Consider the following 21,005-nt stretch of genomic DNA (forward strand, 5'->3'; position numbering starts at 1 on the left):
CGCGCCCGATTTCACCGCCCCGCGCCGGATTTCAACCGCCTAACCGAGCGCCATCAGCGCCTTGCGGACCGCGGCGACCTGACGTGCGGCGTCATCGACGCCGGTCGCGGTGTCGATGACGTAGTGGGCGCCGGCGCGCTTCGTCCGGTCGGGGGTCTGCTTGGCGAGGATCGCCTCGAACGCCGCCTCCGTCATGCCGGGGCGCGCAAGCACGCGGGCGCGCTGGACCTCGGCCGGCGCGCTGACGACGACCACGGCGTCGACGTGGCGGTCGCGACCGCTCTCGAACAGGAGCGGGATATCGAGGATCGCGAGGCGGGCGCGAGCCTCGCGGGCGCGGTCGAGGAAGGCGCTCTGTTCGGCGTGGACGAGGGGGTGGACGATGGCCTCCAGACGGGCCATCGCCGCGGCATTGCCCAGCACCGCCTCGCGCAGCCGCGTCCGATCCACGGCCCCGTCCACCACGGTGCCGGGGAAGGCGGCCCCGACCGGCGCCACCGCTGCGCCACCTGCGGCATAGAGGCGGTGAACGGCGGCGTCGGAGTCGTAGACCGGGTCGCCCGCGGCGGCGAAGAGCGCGGCCGTGGTGGACTTGCCCATCCCGATGGAGCCGGTGAGACCGACCGTCTTCACAGCGTCGCCAGCACTTTTTCGCGCAATGCCGCGTCGACCTCCGGCCTGTGACCGAACCACTTCTCGAAGCCGACCGTCGCCTGATGGATCAGCATGCCGAGGCCGTCCACGGTCGCCAGCCCCCGTGCCGCGGCCTCTTGGAGAAGCGGGGTGTGGAGCGGGTTGTAGACGATGTCGGCGACGACGGCGTGGGCCGGCAGCGGCGCGAGGTCGATGTCGAGCGGCTGGTTGCCCTCCATGCCGAGGGAGGTGGTGTTGACCAGGAGATCCGCCCGCGGCAGCAGCCCCGGTACGCTCTCCCAAGGGACGGCGTGGCCGCCGACGCGCCCGACGAGCAGCTCCGCCCGCTGCGCCCGGCGGTTGGCCACCGCGACGTCCAGCCCAGCGGTGATCAGCGCGTCGCACACGGCGATCGAGGCGCCGCCCGCGCCGAGCACCAAGGCGTTCTCGGCGCTGCGCCAGGCGGGCGCCTGCTCGTCGAGGCTGGCGATGAACCCGGCACCGTCGCTGGAGGTGGCGCGGAGCCGGCCGTCCTCGCGCCAGACGGTGTTGATCGAGCCGAGCCGCCGGCCGACCGGGTCGAGGTCCACGAACGCCGCGGCCGAGATCTTGTGCGGCACGGTGACGTTGAGCCCGTCGAAGCCCATCTCGTCGAACTGGCGAAAGAAGGCCTTCAGCGCCTCGGGCTGGACCGGCAGCAGCTCGTAGCGGGCGTCGATGCCGTAGCGTTCGAACCAATGGGCGAAGATGGTGGGCGAGCGGGAGTGGGCGACGGGCCAGCCGAGCAGCCCCACGCGGCGTGTCATCGTTAGAAGTCCTCAGCAAGTCCGCCGGAGCCGTAGCGGCGGTCGGAAAGCAGCGCGACGATGGCGGCGGCGGTCTCCTCGATGGAGCGGCGCGTCACGTCGATCAGCGGCCAGCCGTTCTCGGCGCACAGCTTGCGCGCGTAGGTCACCTCTTTGGCGACGGCCTGGCGGTTGACGTAGGTGGATCCCTTGCGCTCGGCGTTCATCGAAATGAGCCGATTCTCACGCAGCGCGACGATGCGCTCGGGACTGGCGGTCAGGCCGACGATCAGCGCCCGCCGCGCCTCGAAGAGGTTCGGCGGCAGCGGCAGGTCGGTGACGATGGGCAGGTTGGTCGCGCGCACGCCGCGGTGGGCGAGGTAGATCGACGTCGGCGTCTTGGACGTGCGCGACACGCCGATGAGGACGACGTCGGCCTCGTCGACATTGTCCGGCAGGGCGCCGTCGTCATGGCGCATGGCGAAGTTCAGCGCCTCGATCCGCCGGAAGTAGCTGGCGTCGAGTTCATGCTGCGCGCCGATGCGCGAGGCCTTCTGCACGTTGAGATAGGACTGGAAGACGGCGACGAGCGGATCCAGCACGTCGATGCAGGGCAGGCCCAGTTCGTTGCAGGTGGCCTGCAGGCGGGTCAGGATGTCCGGATCCACCAGGGTGAACATCACGATCCCCGGCGCGTCCTCGATCTCGGCGAGGACGCGGTCGAGCTGCCGGTCCGAGCGCACCAACGGGTAGACGTGCTCGATCGCCTCGACGTCCTCGTAACGGGCGACGGCGGCACGTGAGGCGGTCATCAGCGTCTCGCCCGTCGAGTCCGACACCAAGTGTACGTGGACAAAAGTACGTTTTCGGTTCACGGACGCCTTCGCAACTTGAGGATCACTGTGGAGAACGTCGTGACGGCAGAGAGGCCCGGGCGCAACCCTGTGGATTCATCGCCCGCTCATCCACTGACGGATCCCCCGACGGCCGCCGGTGGACAGTCACGGGACCGTGCGGCCGCAGCGGTGACGAAGATCACAGCTTTGCGAAATGCGTCCACAGGCGCACCGAACGACCGGCCGCGTCGAATCGCGAGAGTTCCTGCGGCACCAAGCGACAGTTGCGCGATTGCCTCCGGACATGTGAACAGTGGCGCATCGGCCACCGCGCCGGGGACCCCTCAACGCACGACGCGGTGAATCGTTCCATGATCCCCGACATCCGACCGCCATCAGAATCATCAGATTCCTTAAAAAAAGATTGTTTGATTGATGGAGAGTGAATTCGACGGCATACCGATGCTTGTGCGAAGTCTGCGTGGTGAGACGGTGTCGCCGGCACCGATCTGGTTCATGCGCCAAGCGGGCCGCTACCTGCCGGAGTACCGGGAACTGCGGACAAAGGCCGCGTCTTTCCTGGACTTTTGCTACACGCCCGACCTCGCCGTCGAGGCGACGCTACAGCCGATGCGCCGCTACGCCTTCGACGCGTCGATCGTCTTTTCCGACATCCTGGTCGTGCCCGACGCGCTGGGGCAGAAGACTTGGTTCGTGCAAGGCGAAGGGCCGCGACTGGAGCCGCTGACGGACGTCGGCTCCCTGTCGCTGGCGGGGTTCGACGCACATCTCAGCCCGGTCTACGAGACGATCGCGCGGTTGCGAGCGGAGTTGCCGGCCGAGAAGGCGTTGTTGGGCTTCTGCGGCGCGCCGTGGACGCTGGCGACGTACATGATCGCGGGCAAGGGCGGCGGCGACCAGTTCGCGGCCCGCAAGGCCGCCGCGGCCGATCCCGTGGCGTTCCAGGCGCTGATCGATCTCCTGGTCGAGGCGTGCGCGCGGCACCTCGTGGCGCAGGTCCGCGCCGGCGCCGACGCGCTCCAGATCTTCGATTCATGGGCGAGCGCGCTCGACGAGGACGGGTTTTCCCGCTGGTCGATCCGGCCGATCGGGGAAATCGTGAACAAGGTGCGCGCGGCGACAGATGTGCCCATCATCGGCTTCCCTCGCGGGGCGGGAGCGGGATACTGCCCCTTCGTGGAGGAGACGCGGGTGGACGCCGTGTCGCTGGACTGGTCGGTGCCGATGGACCTCGCCAAGACGTTGCAGACACGGGTCTGCGTCCAGGGCAACCTGGACCCGGCGCGGCTCGTGGCGGGCGGGGCGCAACTCGATGCGGCGGTGGACCGGATCTGCGCGGCGCTGGGGGCGGGGCCGTTCGTGTTCAACCTCGGCCACGGCATCTCGTTGGAGACGCCGCCGGCGCATGTGACCCGAGTGATCGAGCGAGTGAAGGCAAAGACCGCGTCATGACCGAGTATTACACCTGGATCAAAGCGGCGCATGTCATCTCCGTCATCGCGTGGATGGCGGCGCTGCTCTATCTTCCGCGCCTGATGGTGTACCACGTTGCTGCCGAAGTCGGGTCACCGCAGTCGGAAACCTTCAAGATCATGGAGCGGCGCTTGTTGCGGGCGATCGCCAACCCGGCGATGATCGCGACTTGGGTGTTCGGCCTCATGCTCGCCTACGTGCTGGAGGCATGGCACTTCGGCTGGTTCCACGCGAAGGTGTTGTTCGTCGTCGTGCTGACGGTGATCCACCACATGATGGTGCGCTGGATGAAGGCCTTCCAGAAGGATCGGAACACCAAGTCGGCGCGATACTTCCGAATCATGAACGAAGTGCCGGCGCTGTTGATGATCGGCATCGTGATTTTCGTGATCGTGAAGCCCTTCTGAGCGCATGTGGCGGAATTCGGCTCGGGGACACTTGCGGAGGCGCGACGGCGCGCGTAAGTTAGGGCATCCAGAGGTCGTTGGTTTTTCGCGCGTCTCCCGACGCTCATGAACGACCCCGGATCCCTTCCTTCCTTTCTGCCCCTCTTGAGCGGCCGATGTCCGTCATCCAGGACAACCAAATGCAAATGAAACTTCACGAGCTCAAGGCCAAGAGCCCCGGCGATCTGATCGCGTTCGCCGAAGAGCACGAAGTCGAGAATGCGTCGACCCTGCGCAAGCAGGAATTGATGTTCGGCATTCTTAAGCAGCTCGCGAACAAAGACGTTGAGATCATCGGAGAAGGCGTCGTCGAGGTCCTGCAGGACGGCTTCGGCTTCTTGCGCTCTCCCGACGCGAATTACCTGCCGGGACCTGACGATATCTATGTCTCCCCGTCCCAGATCCGCCGCTTCTCGCTGCGGACGGGCGATACGGTCGAAGGCCAGATTCGCAGCCCGAAAGAAGGTGAGCGCTACTTCGCGCTCCTCAAGGTCAACACGATCAACTTCGAGGAACCGGAAGCGGCTCGTCACAAGATCCACTTCGACAATCTCACGCCGCTCTACCCGGACGACCGCTTCAACATGGAAGTGGAAGGCCCCCCGTCGAAGGACTTCTCGGGCCGCGTCATCGACCTGGTGGTCCCGCTCGGCAAGGGCCAGCGCGGCCTGATCGTCGCGCCGCCGCGCACCGGTAAGACGGTGCTGCTGCAGAATATCGCCAAGTCCATCACCGCCAACCACCCGGACTGCTACCTCATCGTCCTCCTGATCGACGAGCGGCCCGAAGAAGTGACGGACATGCAGCGCTCCGTGCGCGGCGAGGTCGTGTCGTCGACCTTCGACGAACCGGCCCAACGGCACGTCGCGGTGGCGGAGATGGTCATCGAGAAGGCCAAGCGCCTCGTCGAACATGGTCGTGACGTCGTCATCCTGCTCGACTCGATCACGCGCCTCGGCCGGGCCTACAACACCACCGTGCCGTCCTCGGGCAAGGTGCTGACCGGCGGTGTCGACGCCAACGCCCTCCAGCGCCCGAAGCGCTTCTTCGGTGCGGCGCGCAACATCGAGGAGGGCGGCTCGCTGACGATCATCGCGACCGCCCTGATCGACACCGGCAGCCGCATGGACGAGGTCATCTTCGAGGAGTTCAAGGGGACGGGTAACTCCGAAATCATCCTCGACCGCAAGGTCTCCGACCGCCGCGTCTGGCCGGCGATAGACATTCAGCGCTCTGGTACCCGCAAGGAGGAGTTGCTGGTCAAGAAGGAAGACCTCAAGAAGGTCTACGTTCTGCGCCGCATCCTCAACCCGATGGGCTCCGTGGATGCGATCGAGTTCCTCATCGACAAGCTGCGGCAGACGAAGAACAACGCCGAGTTCTTCGACTCCATGAACACCTGATCCGCCTCAGCGGCCCCACAGGGCCGCTGTCAGCGCGTCGGGCGTAACGATGGGGAGCCCGCACGCCATGTGCCGGCACACCACCGCGCTGCCATCCGGCGGCGCCGAGGCGCCGAGTGGATGACCCTCGGGCGGCACGTCGACCACGATGGCCGCCGGGTGGCCCGCCGCCAGCACCGCTGCGCGCAGCTCCGGTGCGGCGGAGGTGGTGACGGTGACCGCGGAGAGCTGATCCAGGCCATTCACCAGGCTGGCGCATCCGAAGACGTTGGCCGCCAGCGCGCGAGCATGGGCACGAAGAACAGCGCGGGCCTCGGCCTCGTAGGCCTCTTCCCCGGTCAGCGCCCACAGTGTTGCGAGATTCTTAACCATAAGGCCGTTGGCATTGGGTACCGCCTCGTCGAGCGGGCTCTCCGGACGCAGGATCAAGGCGTCCGCATCGTCGGCCGTCCAGTAGTAGCCGCCGCCGGGAGCCGCATAGTGGGTCCGCAACGTCCGGCACCAACGCTCGGCGTCGGCCAGCGCGGTACCGGGCCGGCCGGCGGCGACGAGTGTCAACGCCGCGTGGATCATCGCCGCATAATCGAGCGCGAAGCCCTGGCCGAGACGCACCGGGCCACGCACGGCGTGGATCAGCCGGCCCTCCGCCTCGAAGGTATCGCGGGCGGTGGCGTAGGTGCGCTCGGCGAGGTCGAGCCAATCCGGCCGCTGCAGCGCGCCGCCGGCGCGGGCGAGGCCGGCGATCATCAGGCCGTTCCAATCCGCGAGCGCCTTGTCGTCACGGGCGGGGCGTGGTCGACGCTCGCGCGCCACGAGCAGCTTGTCGCGGCAGGCCGTCAGGAAGGTCTCGGTCTCGTCGTCGGCGAGGTCGGCGGCGTCCAGCCGGTGGAGGACATTGGTGCCCTCCCAATTGCCTTCGGCGGTGGCCCCATAGTGAGCGGCGAAGCGCTCCGTGTCGGCACCCAGCACGTCCCTCAGTGCGGCCAGCGACCAGAGGTAGAAGCGGCCTTCCTCTCCCTCCGAGTCGGCGTCGAGACTGGCGGCGAATAGGCCGTCCACCTCCATCTCGCGGGTGAGCCAGGTGACGATCTCCTGGCACCGCGTCGCGAGAAGGCGGGAGCCGGTCGCGGCAGCGACCTCGGCATAGAGGCCGAGCATCTGCGCATTGTCGTAGAGCATCTTCTCGAAATGCGGCACATGCCAGCGGCCGTCGACGGAGTAGCGGGCGAGGCCTCCGCCGACGTGGTCGGTGATCCCACCCATGGCGATGCGATTCGTCGCTGTCGTCACGGCCGTGCGATAGGCATCGTCGCCGGTGCGCGCGTAGGCCCGCCACAGCAGTTCGATCAATCCGGCGTTGGGGAATTTGGGCGCGCCGCGCGTCCCGCCATTCTCCGGGTCCATGATGGAAAGGAGTTGCTGCGCGGCCTTGTCGGCAGTGTCTGCGGGGAGTTCGCCCGGCTCGGTCGGCGCAGAGATGCGCTCCCGCAAGGCCGTGACGTTGGTCTGTACCACCTCGCTGCGGCTCGAATAGGCATCGGCGACGGCCGTCAGCACGTCGATGAAGGCGGCGCGGCCGAAGCGTGCGTCCTTGGGGAAGTATGTGCCGCCGAAGAAGGGCTCGCCGGCGGAGGTGAGGAACATCGTCAACGGCCAGCCGCCTTGCTCGCCGGTGGCGTGAAGCGCGGACATATAGATCTGATCGATGTCCGGCCGCTCCTCGCGATCGACCTTGATATTGACGTAGCGGGCGTTCATGACCTCGGCGGTGGCTTCATCCTCGAAGCTCTCGTGCGCCATGACGTGGCACCAGTGGCACGCGGCGTAACCGACGGACAAGAGGATCGGTTTGCCGCTGCGTTCCGCCTCGGCGAGCGCTTCGGGAGACCAGGGCCACCAGTCGACGGGGTTGTCGGCGTGTTGCAGCAGGTATGGGCTGGCTTCGTGCGCCAGTCGATTGGCCATCGAGACTCTCCATGCATCTGAGTGGAACAATTGTGGCGCTGTCCTCCGGCCGACCACCCAGTGCGATCGCGATTGTTCGCGCCAGTGGCCCCGATGCACCGGCGCTGGCCGCAGCATTCGGCACGGGCGCCTTGCCGCCCCGGCGCGCAGTGCTGCGGACACTGCGCTCACCGGTGGACGGCGCCATCGTCGACCGGGCGTTGTGCTTGGCCTTCCCGGCGCCGGACACGGCAACGGGGGAGGAGATCGTCGAATTCCATTGCCATGGCGGGCCGGCGGTGGTCGAGCGCGTGCTGGCCGACGCGGTGCGCGTGCCGGGCGTGCGGATGGCCGAGCCCGGCGAGTTCACGCTGCGGGCGGTGTTGAACGGGCGGATGGGGATCGCCGACGCGGAGGCGTTGGCCGATGTGATCGAGGCTCGCACCGAATCGGAGAGGCGCCGCGCGGTGCGTCTTGCGGAGGGTGCCTTGTCGCGACTGATCGCCGAATGGCGGTCCGAAGTGATCGCGCTGCTGGCGGATGCCGAAGCCCGGCTGGACTTTGCCGACGAGGGAGACGTGTCGGACGATCTCACCGACCTCGCAGTGCGCTGCGCCGCTCTGGGCGACCGGGTGGACGCGGTCCTCACCGCCAGCACTGACGCCGAGAAGCTGACGGACGGGTTTCACGTCGTGCTCGTCGGTCCCCCGAACGCCGGCAAATCGAGCCTGCTCAATGCGTTGACCTCCAGCGACGCGGCGATCGTCACCCCCGAGGCGGGCACCACGCGCGACGTCCTTTCGGTCACGATCGAGTTGGCCGGCTACCGGGTCACCTTGCAGGATACCGCGGGTCTGCGTGAGGGGGCGAGCGGCGTCGAGGCGATCGGGATCGAGCGCACGCGGAGCCGCATCGCGGCAGCTGACCTCGTCGTCGCCGTGGTGAGCCCCGACACGCAACCTTTGGACATCCCGGCCGACCTCACCGTCTCACACAAGGCGGACATGGCGGCGGGCGCACCCCCTGCGGAGTCCGCTCTCGCGACCTCGGTGCATGACCCGTCGTCGATCGCGCATCTCAAATCGGAGCTGGCCAGCATCGTGACCACGGCGATGCAGCCCTCGGAGGCGGCGTTGATCACGCGGGCCCGTCAACGTGCGGCGCTGACGGCGTTCACCGGTCATCTCAGGGACGCATCGACGGAGACGGCGCTGGAGCTTCAAGCGGAAGCGCTTCGTCTCGCCTGTCACGATATGGCGCGGATGACCGGGGAAATCGGGATCGAGGATGTGCTCGACGATGTGTTCGGTCGCTTCTGCATAGGCAAGTAACACCCCGTGTTTCACGTGAAACATTCGCCGCTCACAGTGCGTCGCCGGGGTAAAACATATTGGGGCTAGCATCCGGCCCGGCGACGCCGTATCACCCACGCCTGTTCTGGAGCTTGTCCATGTTTCACGTGAAACATGATGTGATCGTCGTCGGTGCGGGGCATGCCGGCTGCGAGGCCGCTGCCGCATCCGCGCGGCTCGGCGCATCGACCGCCCTGGTAACCCTTGCGGCAGAGGCCGTCGGCCGCTTGTCCTGCAATCCGGCGATGGGCGGCATCGGCAAGGGTCATCTGGTGCGCGAAGTCGATGCGCTGGATGGGGTCATAGGGCGTGTGTCAGACCTTGCCGGTATCCAGTACCGGCTCCTCAACCGCAGCCGCGGGCCGGCTGTGCGGGGGCCCCGCGCGCAGATCGACCGCGCCGCCTACGCAGCGTCCATGCAGCGGGAGCTGGCGGGTATCACCGCGCTGAGCATCATCGAGGGCGAGGTGGCGGATCTCGTCGTGAGCGACGGGCGTGTGGCCGGTGTGACCCTCGCCGATGGGCGGTCGATCCAGGCGGCCGCCGTGGTGCTGACGACCGGGACATTTCTCGGCGGTGTCATCCACCTCGGGGATCGGACCTGGCCGGCCGGCCGGATGGGGGAGGCGGCGGCGACGGCGCTCGCCACTCGCCTCAGGGCGCTGGGGCTTCCCCTCAAGCGCCTCAAGACCGGCACGCCGCCGCGCCTCGCCGCCGCGTCGATCGACTGGGATGCGCTCGTCGAGCAGCCAGGGGACGCGGAGCCGGTGATGCTCAGCGCCATGAGTGTCCGTCCGGCGCTGGAGCAGCGCCCCTGCCACGTCAGCGCGACGAACGCCGAAACCCACGCCATCATTCGCGCCAACCTGGAACGGTCGGCCATGTATGGCGGCGGGATCACCGGCGTCGGCCCGCGCTATTGCCCTTCGATCGAGGACAAGGTCGTGCGGTTCGCGGACCGGGCGTCGCATCAGGTGTTCCTCGAGCCGGAGGGGCTCACCAGCCATCTCGTTTATCCCAACGGCATCTCCACCTCGCTCCCGCAGGATGTGCAGATCGCCTTCGTGCGGACGATGGCGGGCTGCGGGAAAGCCGAAATCGTCCAGCCCGGCTATGCGATCGAATACGACGCCATCGATGCGCGCGCGCTGGCTCCGAGCCTGGAGTTGCGCGCCCTGCCGGGGTTGTTCCTCGCCGGGCAGATCAACGGCACCACGGGTTACGAAGAGGCCGCGGGGCAGGGCCTGCTGGCGGGCCTCAACGCCGGGCGGCTGGCCGGCGGCAGCGACTGCGTTACGATGGACCGGGACACGTCGTATATCGGAGTGATGGTGGATGACCTCGTCAGCAACGGGGCCGATGAACCGTATCGTATGTTCACCTCCCGCGCCGAGAACCGGCTCATGCTGCGGGCCGACAACGCCACCGAACGGCTGACCCCGTGGGGCGATGCGCTCGGCCTCGTCGGCCCGGCGCGGCGGGCACACCATGCGGCGATGGTGGAGGCGAAGGCGCATGCCGCCGAGGCGCTGCGCGGGCTCGCCGTCTCGCCGACGGAGGCCGCCGCGTTCGGTGTCGCCGTCAATCGTGACGGGCGGCGGCGGGACGGGTTTGCACTGCTGGCGCACCCCGGTGGAGGTTGGGGCATCGTCGACCGCCTCGCCCCGCAACTCGCCATGCTACCGCGCGACGTGCGGGACAGTCTGGAGGCCGATGCGCTCTACCGCACCTTCACCGACCGCCAGCGGAGCATCGCGGAGGAGACGCGGGTGGCCGACCGGCTCCCCATCCCGCCGGACCTCGCGGAGGTGGCGATTCCGGGTCTGTCGAACGAGCTTCGGCAGAAACTCCTGGCGCGACGGCCGGCGACAATCGGAGAGGCGAGGCGCATCTCCGGTATGACGCCGGCGGGGCTCGCGCTCATCGCCGCCCACGCCCGGCGGGCCGCCCTTGCTTGACGTAACTGAGGAAAACGCGCGCGAGGCGGTACGTTCTCGCGTGACGCCGGCCGCCTTTGACGCAATTGAAAGGTTTGTGGGCGCTTGCTCGCGCTGGGGGCGCGTCTCGAACCTCGTCAGTGCGGCGGATCGGGACCGGCTGTGGGAACGTCACGTTCTAGACAGTCTGCAGCTCGTCCCGTTGGCGCAAGGGGCCGGTCCCACTTGGGTCGACCTCGGTTCGGGTGGAGGATTTCCCGGGATCGTCGTCGCCATCGCACGCGAAGGGACGGACATGACGCTGGTCGAAGCGAACAAGAAGAAGTCCGCGTTCCTGCTGCAAGCTGCGGCCGAGGCGGGCGTGAAGGTGCGCGTGCTGCCCCAACGCATCGAAGCGGTGACGCCGTTCGTGGCCGATATCGTCTCCGCTCGGGCGCTGGCTCCGTTGGAAACGCTGATCGACATGGCGCGGCCCTTCTTCGGTGCGGCGACGGTCGGGCTCTTCCCCAAGGGCAAGGACGCCACCGCGGAGACCGGCGCGGCGCACGCCCGCCACGACTTTTCCGCGAGCCTCCTTCCGAGCCTCACGGAAAATTCAGCGATTGTTAGGGTTACCGGCCTGAGGACAGTGACATGACGCTCCCCGCACGACCGCGCGTCATCGCGGTCGCCAATCAGAAGGGCGGCGTCGGCAAGACGACCACCGCCATCAACCTCGCCACCGCACTCGCCGCCACCGGGCAGACAGCGATGCTCGTCGACCTCGACCCGCAGGGCAACGCCTCGACCGGCCTCGGCATCGATCCCGACAAGCGCGACGTCACCACCTATGACGTGTTGACGCGGGCCAAGACGCTGCAAGACGCCATCCACGAGACCGGCATCCCCGGCCTCACCCTGGCACCGGCGACGATGGATCTGCTCTCGATCGACATCGAGCTGTCGACCCAATCCGATCGCGCGCGCCGACTGTCGGACGCGATCGCCGCCCTGTCGCGCTCCGACGTGTGCCCCAGCTACATCGTGATCGACTGCCCGCCGTCGCTGACGATGCTGACCGTCAATGCGTTGACGGCGGCACACGCCGTACTAGCGCCGCTGCAATGCGAGTTCTTCGCCATGGAGGGGCTGTCGCAGCTGCTGCGGACGATCTCGGAAGTACGCGAGAGCGTGAATCCGGAGCTGGCGATCCATGGCATCGTGCTGACCATGGTCGACGGGCGCAACAACCTCTCCAACCAGGTCGAGGCGGACGTCCGCTCGACGATGGGCGATCTCGTCTACGCGACGACGATCCCGCGCAACGTGCGGCTGTCGGAGGCCCCGTCCTACGGCAAGCCGGCGCTTCTTTATGACATCAAGTGTGCCGGCAGCCAGGCGTACCTGCGGCTGGTGTCGGAGCTGATGGATCGTGAGCAACGCATGATGGGAGCGGCCTGATGGAGCAGGATACCAAGAAGCGCCTCGGCCGCGGCCTCAGTGCGCTGCTGGGCGACACGAACCTTCCCTCCGCCGCCGGCACCGCCGGGACGCTGGAGCGCGCGCCGACCCGCGTCCCGATCGACCGGTTGGCCCGGAGCGACAAGAATCCGCGCTTCACCTTCGGCGACGAGGCGCTGGAGGAGCTGGCCGAATCCATCAAGCAGCATGGTGTCATGCAGCCGCTGCTGGTGCGGCCGACCGAGGACGGCCGCTACATGATCATCGCCGGCGAGCGGCGCTGGCGGGCGGCGCAGAAGGCGGGGCTGCACGAGGTGCCGGTCGTCGTGCGCGAGGCGACCGAGGGTGAGGCGCTGGAGCTGGCGATCATCGAGAACGTGCAGCGCTCGGACCTCAATCCGATCGAAGAGGCGATGGGCTACCACCGGCTGATGGAGGAGTTTCGGCACCGGCAGGAGGATCTCGCGAAGATCATTGGCAAGAGCCGCAGCCACGTCGCGAACACGCTCCGCCTGCTGAACCTGCCGGCCTCGATCCGCGCCAGCGTGGCGGAGGGCGCGCTCACCGCCGGTCATGCACGGGCGCTCATCGGCACGGCGAATCCCGATGCGGTGGCCGACGAGGTGATCCGCAACGGCCTCTCGGTGCGGGCGACGGAGCAACTGGTGGCGCGTCTCGCCAAGGCTGCCGAAGCGCCGATGCCGGCGCGCAAGCCGAAGGACGACGCCGACACTCGCGCGCTGGTGAATCGCCTCTCGACGCGGCTCGGGCTGGCGGTGAACCTCAACCACAAGGACGACGAGAGCGGCACGTTGACGATCAAGTACACGTCGCTCGACCAGCTCGACGCCGTCTGCCGGATGCTCGGCGAGAGTTGAGCCTAAGCCGGGTCGCCCGTCACCGGCGCATCCGGCACGAGAGTGGTCGCCGGCGGCGCGAAGGTGAGCGCTAGCATCATGATGGTGATCGCGAGGATCCACGCACCGATCACGCGGAGTGCCAGATCGCCGACGCGCGGTGCCAGGAGGCGGCGCAGCACCGCGAGCAACCCCGCCAGGAGTCCGATCGCCAGGACGGCGGCGCCGATCGTGCCCGTGACCGAGGCGACCATCGCCGCCGGGCCTCCGTGCGTCGGCACGGTGGCGAGCCCCGTGGCCCATCCCAGGACGAGCGCCAGCCCCTCGGCCAGCGGCCGGGGCATGCGGGCTGTGCCGATCAGGATGACCGCAACGGCGCCGGCGGTGCCGAGCAGCGCCGGCATCAACCACAACAGGGCGGGAAGCGGCGGTGTGAGCGTGCCGGCGACGCAGCCGAGAACCAGCGCCACGGCGGCGCTGAGCGCCACGCCGCGCCGCATGGCGCTGGTGGCGACCGCAGCGACCACAAGGGCGAAGGCGAGGTTGGGATAGAGGACGATCTGCGTCGCACCGTCGACGAGGCCGGCGATCCCCGTGGTGGCCTCGTGCGCGCGCGCCGGCACCGAGGCGAGGCACGCGAACCCGATGAAAGCCGCGTGCGTCCTGCGCATGGGGCCGTCAGAGTTCAGGGAGCTGGATGCGATCGTCGATGCGGAAGAGCATCGTCAGTACCGCGGCGCGGACCCACATGCCGTTGCGCTCCTGCCGCCAATATTTCGCGCGGGGATCCTGGTCGATGGCGGGGTCCAGCTCGTCGCGGCGAGGCAGCGGATGCATGATCACGCAGTCGTCGCGCAGCGTCGACAGGTGCTCGGCCTTGAGGTGGTAGCGCGAGTAGTCCTCCGCGGCGGACTCGGAGCCGACGTCGTATTCGTCCTGAATCCGCGTCATGTAGACGGCGTCCGCCTCGGCGATCGCGGGCAGGAATTCTGCGGTCTCCTCGAATGCGACGCCGGCGGCGGCGAGATCGGCCCGCAGGTCGTCGGCGATGCGGAAGGCGGGCGGAGAGGAGAAGATGATGCGGACGTCGTCGTAGTTCGCGAGCAGCCGCGCCAGCGAGCGCACCGTGCGCCCACGCTTCAGATCGCCGACCATGCAGATGGTTTTGCCGTCGATCCCGCCGCGTGTCCTGAGCGAGCGGGTGAGGGTGTAGATGTCGAGGAGGGCCTGCGTGGGGTGCTCGTCGGGACCGGAGCCGGCATTGATGATCGGCACCGGACGCGGTGTCGCGTCGAGGAGCTGGGCGGTACGATCGCACAGGCCGGGAATGGGCGAGCGCATGATGATGAGGTCCACGTAGGACGAGAACGTGCGTAGCGAGTCCTCGACACTTTCGCCTTTGCGCTCCGAAGACGTCGCCGCATCGCGGATCTCCGAAGCGGTGACGCCGAGGATGTGGCACGCGGAGTGAAAGGAGAGGAAGGTACGCGTGGAGGGCTGCGTGAAGTACAGCATCGCGCGCTTGTGGGAGAGCAGAGATCCCAGATACGCAAGACCTTCGCGGCTCTTGTCGAAGCGGCGAATGGTATTGGTGAGTTGGCAGAGATAATCCAGAAACTGCCGATCGAACTGACTGGATGTCAGGATATGCTGCAGTGGTTTCTTGGGCGGCTCGGCGATGGTGAAGGCGTCCATGGCGGCCCCTAGCTAGATCACCGCTCTATTATCCCGTCCGTGAAGCACACGCTAGGGCCGATCGATCGGCGTATGGCAGACGGACGCTCGAGCCGCGCCGATCGCCTCGCGGGCGGTGAGGTGGAGGATGGCGTGGCGCCGCGCCAGGGTCTCGACGTCGTGCATGTAGCCGCCGCCCAGCACGCCGACCAGCGGCAGGCCGCGGCGCCGCGCCGCCGCGATCACGTGCCGGTCGCGCTCGGCCAGGCCGCGGTCGCTCAGCGCAAGGCGGCCGAGGCGGTCGTCGCGATGCGGGTCGACGCCGGCGTTGTAGAAGACGATGTCGGCCGGGAGCGCCTGTGTCGCCTCCAGCGTCGCGTCCAGCGCGGCGAGGTAGGCGTCGTCTTCGGTTCCGTCGGCGAGCGGGACGTCGAGCGTCGAAGCCGCCTTGCGCACCGGGTAGTTGTTGGCGCCGTGCATCGAGACGGTGGCGACGCTCGGATCATCCGCGAAGATGTGTGCCGTGCCGTCGCCCTGGTGGACGTCGCAGTCGATCACCAAGGCGCGCGCGATGGCGCCGTCCGCCTGCAGCACGCGGATGGCGATGGCGACGTCGTTGAAGACGCAGAAGCCGGCGCCCTGCTCGCGGCGGGCATGGTGGCTGCCGCCGGCGGTGTTGCAGGCGATGCCGTGCTCCAGGGCCAGGCGGGCGGTGAGCGTCGTGCCGGCGCAGGCCGCGCGGGCGCGGAGCGCGACGCTGTCGGTCATCGGGAAGCCGATCTCGCGGGCGACCTTGGCCGGGACGTCGGCGGAGAACACCTGGTCGACGTAGCTGCGGTCGTGGGCGAGGGCGATCCACGACGCGGGCGCCGGCGCGGGGACGTGGAAGGGGCCGAAGCCGAGGTCCGCGAGGACGCGGGCGACGGCGCCGAACTTGCCCATCGGGAAACGGTGCCCCGGTGGGATGACGGCCTGGTAGTGTGGATTGTGGACGACGGGGAGCAAGGCGGCTACTCGTTGGTTCGCCTCGCGAAGGTAGGGGCTCCGCGGCACGATGGCAAAGGCACATCGCGCCGCGGTTGGGCGGGCGGTCGGGCGGAGCGGACGGTGCGGCCCGCTCCGCGTCCCGGCTAGATCAGCGCGGCGGCGCCGACCGTCGCGACCCCCGCCACGGCCGCGCCGCCCACGAGCAGCAGCACCAGGAAGATCACCGCGATGACCACGAAGATGAAGAAGAGGATCCGCGCGATCGACGCTGCGCCGGCGGCGACGCCGGAGAAGCCGAAGAAGCCGGCAATGACCGCGATCACGGCAAAGATGATCGCCCAAGTGAGAAGGTCCATGTGACACCGTAGGTTGGGGCAAAGTTGTGATGGTGTTCAAATAACCATTCGGCAGGCTCCAAGTTCCCACCGAGGCGTCGCAAGAGCGTTGCACCTCTCGCCATCGGCCCTTTCGATGAACTATCGTCCGGCCAAGGATACGGCGTGGGCCGTGACGAATAAGGGATGCCCTCGATGATGAAGACACTGATTGGCGCCGGCCTCGCGGCGCTCCTGGCCGTCACCGTGGCCCAGGCGCAGTCCGACCCCGGCGACGGCAAGGTCACCGACCCGACCGGGGGCGACGCAAGCTCGGAGATCGACATCAACAAGCTCGGTCCGGCGCTCACGGTGGAGGGCACCCTCGGCTCCGGCGAGGAGTGCGCGGTCATCCGCACGACGGACGGCAAGACCTACGGGATCGAGGGTGACATCGACGCGACCGACGTCGGCCAGCGCGTGCGCGTCAGCGGCAACATCGACCCGTCGGCCAACTTCTGCCTCGACGTCAAAGAGGTCATCCTGGTCGAGAAGCTCGAGAAGCTCTGATCGGATGGGACAGCGGCCGGCGCCCGCGGGTGCCGGCCGGCGCCGGATCGGCCTATTGGCCGATCTCCTTGGCCCGCTGGCGCAGGGCGAACTTCTGGACCTTGCCGGTCGAGGTCTTCGGCATCGGCTCGAACACGACCTTCTTGGGGGCTTTGAAGTGGGCGATGCGCTCGCGCACCCAGGCGATCAGCTCCGCCTCGGTCGCCTCCGCCCCCTCGACCAACTCGACGAAGGCGCATGGCGTCTCGCCCCACTTCTCGCTCGGCATCGCCACCACCGCCGCCGAGGCGACGGCCGGATGGGTGTAGAGCGCATCCTCCACCTCGATCGAGGAGATGTTCTCGCCGCCTGAAATGATGATGTCCTTGGCGCGGTCCTTGATCTCGACGTACCCGTCGGGGTGGCGCACGGCGAGGTCGCCGGAGTGGAACATGCCGCCGGCGAAGGCCTTCTCGGTCGCCGCCTCGTCCTTCAAATACCCCTTCATGACGATGTTGCCGTACATCATGATCTCGCCGACCGCCTCGCCGTCGGAGGCGACCTCCTCCATCGTTTCCGGATGGCGGACTGAAAGTCCCTCCTGCAGCGTGTAGTTCACGCCCTGCCGCGCCTTGATGCGCGCCCGCTCCTCGACCGGCTTCTCGTCCCACTCAGGCTTCCAGGCGGAGACCACGCACGGGCCGTAGACCTCGGTGAGGCCGTAGACGTGGGTGACGTCGATGCCGACTTCCTCCATGCGCTGGATCACCACCGCGGGGGGCGGCGCCGCGGCGGTCATCATGCGGATCGGGTGGTCGGCCTTGAAGCCGCGCTTGTGGGCGCCGTCGATCGCCATCTGCATCACGATCGGTGCGCCGCAGAAGTGGGTCACGCCGTGGTTCTGGAAGGCGTCGAGGATCGCGTCGGCCGAGACCTGCCGGCAGCACACGTTGACGCCGGCCTTCATCGCGATGGTGAAGGGGAAGCACCAGCCGTGGCAGTGGAACATCGGCAGGGTCCACAGGTAGACGGGGAAGTGCGGCATCGCCCAGTCGAGCGCGTTGGAGATGGCGGTCATCGCCACGCCCCGGTGGGAGTAGACGACGCCCTTGGGCCGGCCGGTGGTGCCGGAAGTGTAGGAGAGAGTGAAGGACGCCCACTCGTCCTTCGGCGGCACGTAGGTCATCGGCGTGTCGGCGAAGATCTCCTCGTAGGTGTACTCGTAGGGACCGTCGGTCGGGTTGGCGAGGACGTCCTCGATGCGCACGATGACCGGCGGCGCGGCCATCTCCTCCACCGCCTCGGCGAGGCGGGCGGCAAGCTCGGCGTCGACCAGGATCATCTTCGCCTCGGAGTGTTCGAGGCAGTAGCGCAGGGTGCCGGCGTCGAGCCGGGTGTTGAGCGTCAGGATGACGGCGCCGGCGATCGGCACGGCAAAGCTCGCCTCCACGAAGGCCGGCGTGTTGGGCGCCAGGATCGCCACCACGTCGCCCTTGCCGATGCCGCGTTCACGCAGGCCCGCCGCGAGGCGCCGGACCCGCACGTCGGTCTCGCCCCAGGTCTGCGTCAGGTCGCCATGCACGATCGCGGTCCGCTCCGGGTACACGGCGGCGGTCCGGGCGAGGAAGTTGAGCGGCGTGAGTGCGCGGAAGTTCGCGTCCCGCTGGTGAAGCCCGCTTTCATCCATGGTCGTTGCGTCTCCTCAACGTTTCTGCCGGCCGCACGGCCCTTGGGCGGCGACGTCGCGCTGTGCGGCTTGCACGGCCGGGGATGCAAGGTCCGCGCGACGAATGTGTCCGACCCTCTGATAGCACCCGAGTGTGATTAACAAGACTGGGATTTTGGGATGCTTCTCAATCGGCTTTCGATCGCCGCCAAGCTCTGGCTGCTCACCGCGATCAGCGTGTTGGCCCTCGCCGGACTGGCGCTGGCGATCATTCCGCAGGCGCACCGCTACGCCGTCGAGCTGGAGGCGAACAAGGCGCGGGCGGTGGCCGAAGTCGCCCGCAACTTGGGCGTCCAGCTCGCCGCCGAGGCGGAGGCCGGCCGTATGACGGAGGACGCCGCCAAGGAGCAGTTCCGCAACGCCATCCGGGCGATGTGGTATGACAACGACAAGGAATATCTCTTCGTCTTCGACATGGACGGTCGCACGATCGTCCACCCCGCCAAGCCCGAGCTGGACGGCAAGAACCTGTGGGATCTCACCGATCCGCACGGCAACAAGGTGGTGCAGCGCCTCGCCGCCGCCGCGCGCGACGGCGGCGGCCGGGCGGACTACTGGTGGGAGCCCGCCGGATCCGACACGCCCGAGTACAAGCTCTCCTATGCCTTCCCGATCGAGCCGTGGGGCTACTTCGTCGGCACCGGCATCTACAAGGTTCGTGTCGACGCGCAGTTCGCGCAGCTCAAGTGGCTGGCGGGGGGGATCACCGTCGTCGCCATGCTGGTGGTCGCCTTCGCCTGCTGGCTGATGGCGCGCGAATTGTCCCGCCCCGCGTCCCGCATCGCCGACACGGTGGAGCGCCTCGCCAACAACGAGATCGTCGACGAGCCGGATTACCAGAACCGCGCCGACGCCATCGGCAAGATCGCCCGCGCCGTCGGTGCGCTGCGCCAGGGCGTGATCGAACGGCGCGAGATGCAGGACGCGCGCGATCGCGACGAGCAGGTCCGGCAGGGCGAGCGGGCCGACGAGATGCGCCAGATGGCCGACGCGCTGGACGCCAAGGTGTCCAGCGAGGTGGGCGGCATGGACACGGAGGTCGGCTCCATGGTTGAGCGCATCAACCTATTGCGCGACCTCGCCGAGCGCATGCGCACGATGGCGAACGAGACCTACGAAGCGTGCGAGGAGGGGCAGACCAGCGTCGAGACGGTGGCGACCGCGGCCGAGGAGCTGAGCTCCAGCGCGCAGGAGATCAGCCGCCAGGTCGACGGGGCGGCCAACACCACGCGCGAGGCCGTCACCGCCGCGGAGGGGGCGACCACCTCGGTCAACGCGCTGGTGGAGAAGAGCCGCAGCATCGGCGAGGTGACGCAGCTCATCAACTCTATCGCCGAACAGACGAACCTTCTGGCCCTCAACGCGACCATTGAGGCGGCGCGTGCCGGCGAGGCGGGCAAGGGCTTCACCATCGTCGCGCAGGAGGTGAAGGGCCTCGCCGAGCAGACGGCCCAGGCGACCGCCGACATCGAGACGCAGATTCGCGCCATCCAGACGGAGACCGATCAGAGCGTCGGCGCGATCAAGGGCATCGTCGAGATCATCAGCCACGTGTCGGAGAACACCGACGCGATGGCGAGTGCGCTGGACCAGCAGGTGGAGGCCATTCAGGAGATCGCCAAGAGCATCTCCAACGCCTCGTCGTCCTCCAAGCTCATCGGCGACAACATGAGCCGGCTGAAGCACAGCTCCGAGGAGACGAGCGAGGCGGTCGACGGGCTGTGGTCGGCGTCGTCGTCGCTGCGGGGGCGCAGCACGGGCGTCGCCGGCGCAGTGGCCGGCTTCCTGCGCAGCCTGCGTCACGCCAACGACGACGGCGCCAGCCGCAAGGCGTCGTAGAGAGCGGCCGCCTCGCGGGCGACGTCTCAGGCGGGGCGGTCGACCGGGCCGCCCATGCGGCGTGCGAGCGCAGGAGCGAGGCCGATCGACGGCTTTCCCGGCGGGCGCGCGTAAGAACCCTTGGTGGGTGCCGGCAGACTCAGGCGCACCAGCATCTCCGCCTGGAGCACACCGGCGACGGCGGGGTCGATCACCGGTACCGCCACGCGATCCTCGACCGTCACCGCGAAACCGGAGAGCGGCGCGCCGCCGATGATGACGGCGTCCGCCTTGTCGATCGTCGCGGCCTCGTCGACCAGCTCGACCAGGCGGTCGCCGAGTGTATCCTGCACGGTGTCGACGCCCGCGGGGATGCCTTGCGAGGCGACGCGCACCCCGGTGAACCGGGCCTCCAGCCGCGCCCGCGTCACCGCATCGACGTACCAGGTCGACATCACCTGCGAGAACGTGACGATGCCGAACCGGTCGCCCACGGCGCATGCGGTCAGGATCGCGGCCTCCGCGACGCCGACGACCGGCATATCGAACAGCTCGCGCGCCGCGAGGAGGCCGGGGTCGCCGAACGCGGCGACGACCACCGCGTCGACCGCGCCCTCGTGCTCGGCGATCATCTCCAGGACGATGGAGGCCGAAACGTCCGCCTCGGCGCGCGACGAGATGTAGGGGAAGCCCCGCGCCGCGGTAACGGGCACCAGCTCCGTCGTCGGCGCGAGGTAGGGGCGGACCGCCTCGGTCATGCGCTCGGTGAGGCTGACCGAGGTGTTCGGGTTGAGGAAGAGCAGCCGCACG

General features: G+C 68.3%; 20 protein-coding genes. 10 read left to right on the plus strand and 10 right to left on the minus strand.

The annotated features are described in order from the left end of the window. Positions 1 to 39 precede the first annotated feature (39 nt). Genes coaE through MRB58_RS09860 form a run of 3 tightly spaced genes read right to left on the minus strand, consistent with a single transcriptional unit; the run spans position 40 to position 2,293 of the window. Entirely contained in the window at positions 40 to 633 is a 594-nt protein-coding gene (gene coaE / locus MRB58_RS09850) for a dephospho-CoA kinase (RefSeq protein ID WP_244781537.1), read from the minus strand. Next, positions 630 to 1,439, minus strand: coding sequence for a shikimate dehydrogenase (locus MRB58_RS09855; protein WP_244781538.1), 810 nt, complete (start codon positions 1,437 to 1,439; stop codon positions 630 to 632). Before MRB58_RS09855 ends, coaE begins: the two co-directional genes overlap by 4 nt. Positions 1,440 to 1,441: 2 nt before the next feature. Beyond that, a complete protein-coding gene (locus MRB58_RS09860) occupies positions 1,442 to 2,293 on the minus strand; it encodes a pyruvate, water dikinase regulatory protein (protein WP_256461715.1) in 852 nt (283 codons plus the stop codon). Between the two features lie 423 nt (positions 2,294 to 2,716). Here MRB58_RS09860 and hemE point away from each other — a divergent pair, with 423 nt between their 5' ends. The 3 genes from hemE (at position 2,717) to rho (ending at position 5,597) form a co-directional block, all read left to right on the plus strand. Continuing rightward, complete coding sequence (gene hemE, locus MRB58_RS09865) at positions 2,717 to 3,727, plus strand: uroporphyrinogen decarboxylase (protein ID WP_256461716.1); 1,011 nt, start codon at positions 2,717 to 2,719, stop codon at positions 3,725 to 3,727. Then, the gene (hemJ, locus tag MRB58_RS09870) at positions 3,724 to 4,155 is read left to right on the plus strand and encodes a protoporphyrinogen oxidase HemJ (protein ID WP_244781541.1); all 432 of its coding nucleotides are present in this window, start codon (positions 3,724 to 3,726) and stop codon (positions 4,153 to 4,155) included. The genes hemE and hemJ overlap by 4 nt, the downstream gene beginning before the upstream one ends. Before the next feature lie 185 nt (positions 4,156 to 4,340). After that, on the plus strand, positions 4,341 to 5,597 hold the full coding sequence (gene rho, locus MRB58_RS09875) for a transcription termination factor Rho (RefSeq protein WP_244781949.1): 1,257 nt from the start codon (positions 4,341 to 4,343) through the stop codon (positions 5,595 to 5,597). A 6-nt stretch (positions 5,598 to 5,603) separates the two neighbouring features. Here the strand turns inward: rho and MRB58_RS09880 are convergent, their stop codons facing one another. Further along, a complete protein-coding gene (locus MRB58_RS09880) occupies positions 5,604 to 7,562 on the minus strand; it encodes a thioredoxin domain-containing protein (RefSeq protein WP_244781542.1) in 1,959 nt (652 codons plus the stop codon). Between the two features lie 11 nt (positions 7,563 to 7,573). On the opposite strand from MRB58_RS09880, the gene mnmE reads away from it, so the two are divergent. From mnmE to MRB58_RS09905, 5 genes are all read left to right on the plus strand, one after another. Then, positions 7,574 to 8,872, plus strand: a complete 1,299-nt coding sequence (gene mnmE / locus MRB58_RS09885) for a tRNA uridine-5-carboxymethylaminomethyl(34) synthesis GTPase MnmE (protein ID WP_244781543.1) — start codon at positions 7,574 to 7,576, stop codon at positions 8,870 to 8,872. A gap of 119 nt (positions 8,873 to 8,991) precedes the next feature. Further along, positions 8,992 to 10,851, plus strand: a complete 1,860-nt coding sequence (gene mnmG / locus MRB58_RS09890) for a tRNA uridine-5-carboxymethylaminomethyl(34) synthesis enzyme MnmG (RefSeq protein ID WP_244781544.1) — start codon at positions 8,992 to 8,994, stop codon at positions 10,849 to 10,851. A 40-nt stretch (positions 10,852 to 10,891) separates the two neighbouring features. Continuing rightward, positions 10,892 to 11,467: a 16S rRNA (guanine(527)-N(7))-methyltransferase RsmG gene (gene rsmG, locus MRB58_RS09895; protein WP_256461717.1), complete on the plus strand. Its 576-nt coding sequence runs from the start codon at positions 10,892 to 10,894 to the stop codon at positions 11,465 to 11,467. Next, complete coding sequence (locus tag MRB58_RS09900) at positions 11,464 to 12,270, plus strand: ParA family protein (protein WP_244781545.1); 807 nt, start codon at positions 11,464 to 11,466, stop codon at positions 12,268 to 12,270. The genes rsmG and MRB58_RS09900 overlap by 4 nt, the downstream gene beginning before the upstream one ends. Then, positions 12,270 to 13,148, plus strand: a complete 879-nt coding sequence (locus MRB58_RS09905) for a ParB/RepB/Spo0J family partition protein (RefSeq protein WP_371747257.1) — start codon at positions 12,270 to 12,272, stop codon at positions 13,146 to 13,148. The genes MRB58_RS09900 and MRB58_RS09905 overlap by 1 nt, the downstream gene beginning before the upstream one ends. A 2-nt stretch (positions 13,149 to 13,150) precedes the next feature. Here MRB58_RS09905 and MRB58_RS09910 read toward each other — a convergent pair whose 3' ends face one another. The 4 genes from MRB58_RS09910 to MRB58_RS09925 form a co-directional block, all read right to left on the minus strand. After that, complete coding sequence (locus tag MRB58_RS09910; protein ID WP_244781546.1) at positions 13,151 to 13,798, minus strand: hypothetical protein; 648 nt, start codon at positions 13,796 to 13,798, stop codon at positions 13,151 to 13,153. Positions 13,799 to 13,805: 7 nt separating this feature from the next. Further along, the gene (gene pyrB, locus MRB58_RS09915) at positions 13,806 to 14,822 is read right to left on the minus strand and encodes an aspartate carbamoyltransferase (RefSeq protein WP_244781547.1); all 1,017 of its coding nucleotides are present in this window, start codon (positions 14,820 to 14,822) and stop codon (positions 13,806 to 13,808) included. 51 nt (positions 14,823 to 14,873) lie between these two features. Beyond that, a complete protein-coding gene (locus tag MRB58_RS09920) occupies positions 14,874 to 15,806 on the minus strand; it encodes a histone deacetylase (RefSeq protein WP_244781548.1) in 933 nt (310 codons plus the stop codon). Positions 15,807 to 15,931: 125 nt separating this feature from the next. Further along, positions 15,932 to 16,144 (minus strand): DUF1328 domain-containing protein, encoded by a 213-nt coding sequence (locus tag MRB58_RS09925; RefSeq protein WP_244781549.1) that lies wholly within the window; start codon positions 16,142 to 16,144, stop codon positions 15,932 to 15,934. A 174-nt stretch (positions 16,145 to 16,318) separates the two neighbouring features. On the opposite strand from MRB58_RS09925, the gene MRB58_RS09930 reads away from it, so the two are divergent. After that, positions 16,319 to 16,672 carry a DUF5818 domain-containing protein gene (locus MRB58_RS09930; RefSeq protein WP_244781550.1) on the plus strand — a complete coding sequence of 118 codons (354 nt, stop codon included), beginning with the start codon at positions 16,319 to 16,321 and terminating at the stop codon, positions 16,670 to 16,672. A 52-nt stretch (positions 16,673 to 16,724) separates the two neighbouring features. On the opposite strand, the gene MRB58_RS09935 is transcribed toward MRB58_RS09930, so the two are convergent. Further along, the gene (locus MRB58_RS09935; protein ID WP_244781551.1) at positions 16,725 to 18,338 is read right to left on the minus strand and encodes an AMP-binding protein; all 1,614 of its coding nucleotides are present in this window, start codon (positions 18,336 to 18,338) and stop codon (positions 16,725 to 16,727) included. A 159-nt stretch (positions 18,339 to 18,497) separates the two neighbouring features. Here MRB58_RS09935 and MRB58_RS09940 point away from each other — a divergent pair, with 159 nt between their 5' ends. Beyond that, entirely contained in the window at positions 18,498 to 20,216 is a 1,719-nt protein-coding gene (locus MRB58_RS09940) for a methyl-accepting chemotaxis protein (RefSeq protein WP_244781552.1), read from the plus strand. Positions 20,217 to 20,242: 26 nt separating this feature from the next. Here MRB58_RS09940 and MRB58_RS09945 read toward each other — a convergent pair whose 3' ends face one another. After that, positions 20,243 to 21,004 carry an aspartate/glutamate racemase family protein gene (locus tag MRB58_RS09945; RefSeq protein WP_244781553.1) on the minus strand — a complete coding sequence of 254 codons (762 nt, stop codon included), beginning with the start codon at positions 21,002 to 21,004 and terminating at the stop codon, positions 20,243 to 20,245. Between the last annotated feature and the right edge of the window lies 1 nt (position 21,005).

The organism is Acuticoccus sp. I52.16.1 (genome assembly GCF_022865125.1).
Lineage (GTDB): Bacteria > Pseudomonadota > Alphaproteobacteria > Rhizobiales > Amorphaceae > Acuticoccus.

Coding starts and splice junctions, on each gene's coding strand:
- MRB58_RS09855 (WP_244781538.1), bottom strand. CDS start 1,439: ATGACACGCCGCGTGGGGCTGCTCGGCTGGCCCGTCGCCCACTCCCGC.
- hemE (WP_256461716.1), top strand. CDS start 2,717: ATGCTTGTGCGAAGTCTGCGTGGTGAGACGGTGTCGCCGGCACCGATC.
- hemJ (WP_244781541.1), top strand. CDS start 3,724: ATGACCGAGTATTACACCTGGATCAAAGCGGCGCATGTCATCTCCGTC.
- rho (WP_244781949.1), top strand. CDS start 4,341: ATGAAACTTCACGAGCTCAAGGCCAAGAGCCCCGGCGATCTGATCGCG.
- MRB58_RS09880 (WP_244781542.1), bottom strand. CDS start 7,562: ATGGCCAATCGACTGGCGCACGAAGCCAGCCCATACCTGCTGCAACAC.
- mnmE (WP_244781543.1), top strand. CDS start 7,574: ATGCATCTGAGTGGAACAATTGTGGCGCTGTCCTCCGGCCGACCACCC.
- mnmG (WP_244781544.1), top strand. CDS start 8,992: ATGTTTCACGTGAAACATGATGTGATCGTCGTCGGTGCGGGGCATGCC.
- MRB58_RS09900 (WP_244781545.1), top strand. CDS start 11,464: ATGACGCTCCCCGCACGACCGCGCGTCATCGCGGTCGCCAATCAGAAG.
- MRB58_RS09905 (WP_371747257.1), top strand. CDS start 12,270: ATGGAGCAGGATACCAAGAAGCGCCTCGGCCGCGGCCTCAGTGCGCTG.
- MRB58_RS09910 (WP_244781546.1), bottom strand. CDS start 13,798: ATGCGCAGGACGCACGCGGCTTTCATCGGGTTCGCGTGCCTCGCCTCG.
- pyrB (WP_244781547.1), bottom strand. CDS start 14,822: ATGGACGCCTTCACCATCGCCGAGCCGCCCAAGAAACCACTGCAGCAT.
- MRB58_RS09925 (WP_244781549.1), bottom strand. CDS start 16,144: ATGGACCTTCTCACTTGGGCGATCATCTTTGCCGTGATCGCGGTCATT.
- MRB58_RS09930 (WP_244781550.1), top strand. CDS start 16,319: ATGATGAAGACACTGATTGGCGCCGGCCTCGCGGCGCTCCTGGCCGTC.
- MRB58_RS09935 (WP_244781551.1), bottom strand. CDS start 18,338: ATGGATGAAAGCGGGCTTCACCAGCGGGACGCGAACTTCCGCGCACTC.
- MRB58_RS09940 (WP_244781552.1), top strand. CDS start 18,498: ATGCTTCTCAATCGGCTTTCGATCGCCGCCAAGCTCTGGCTGCTCACC.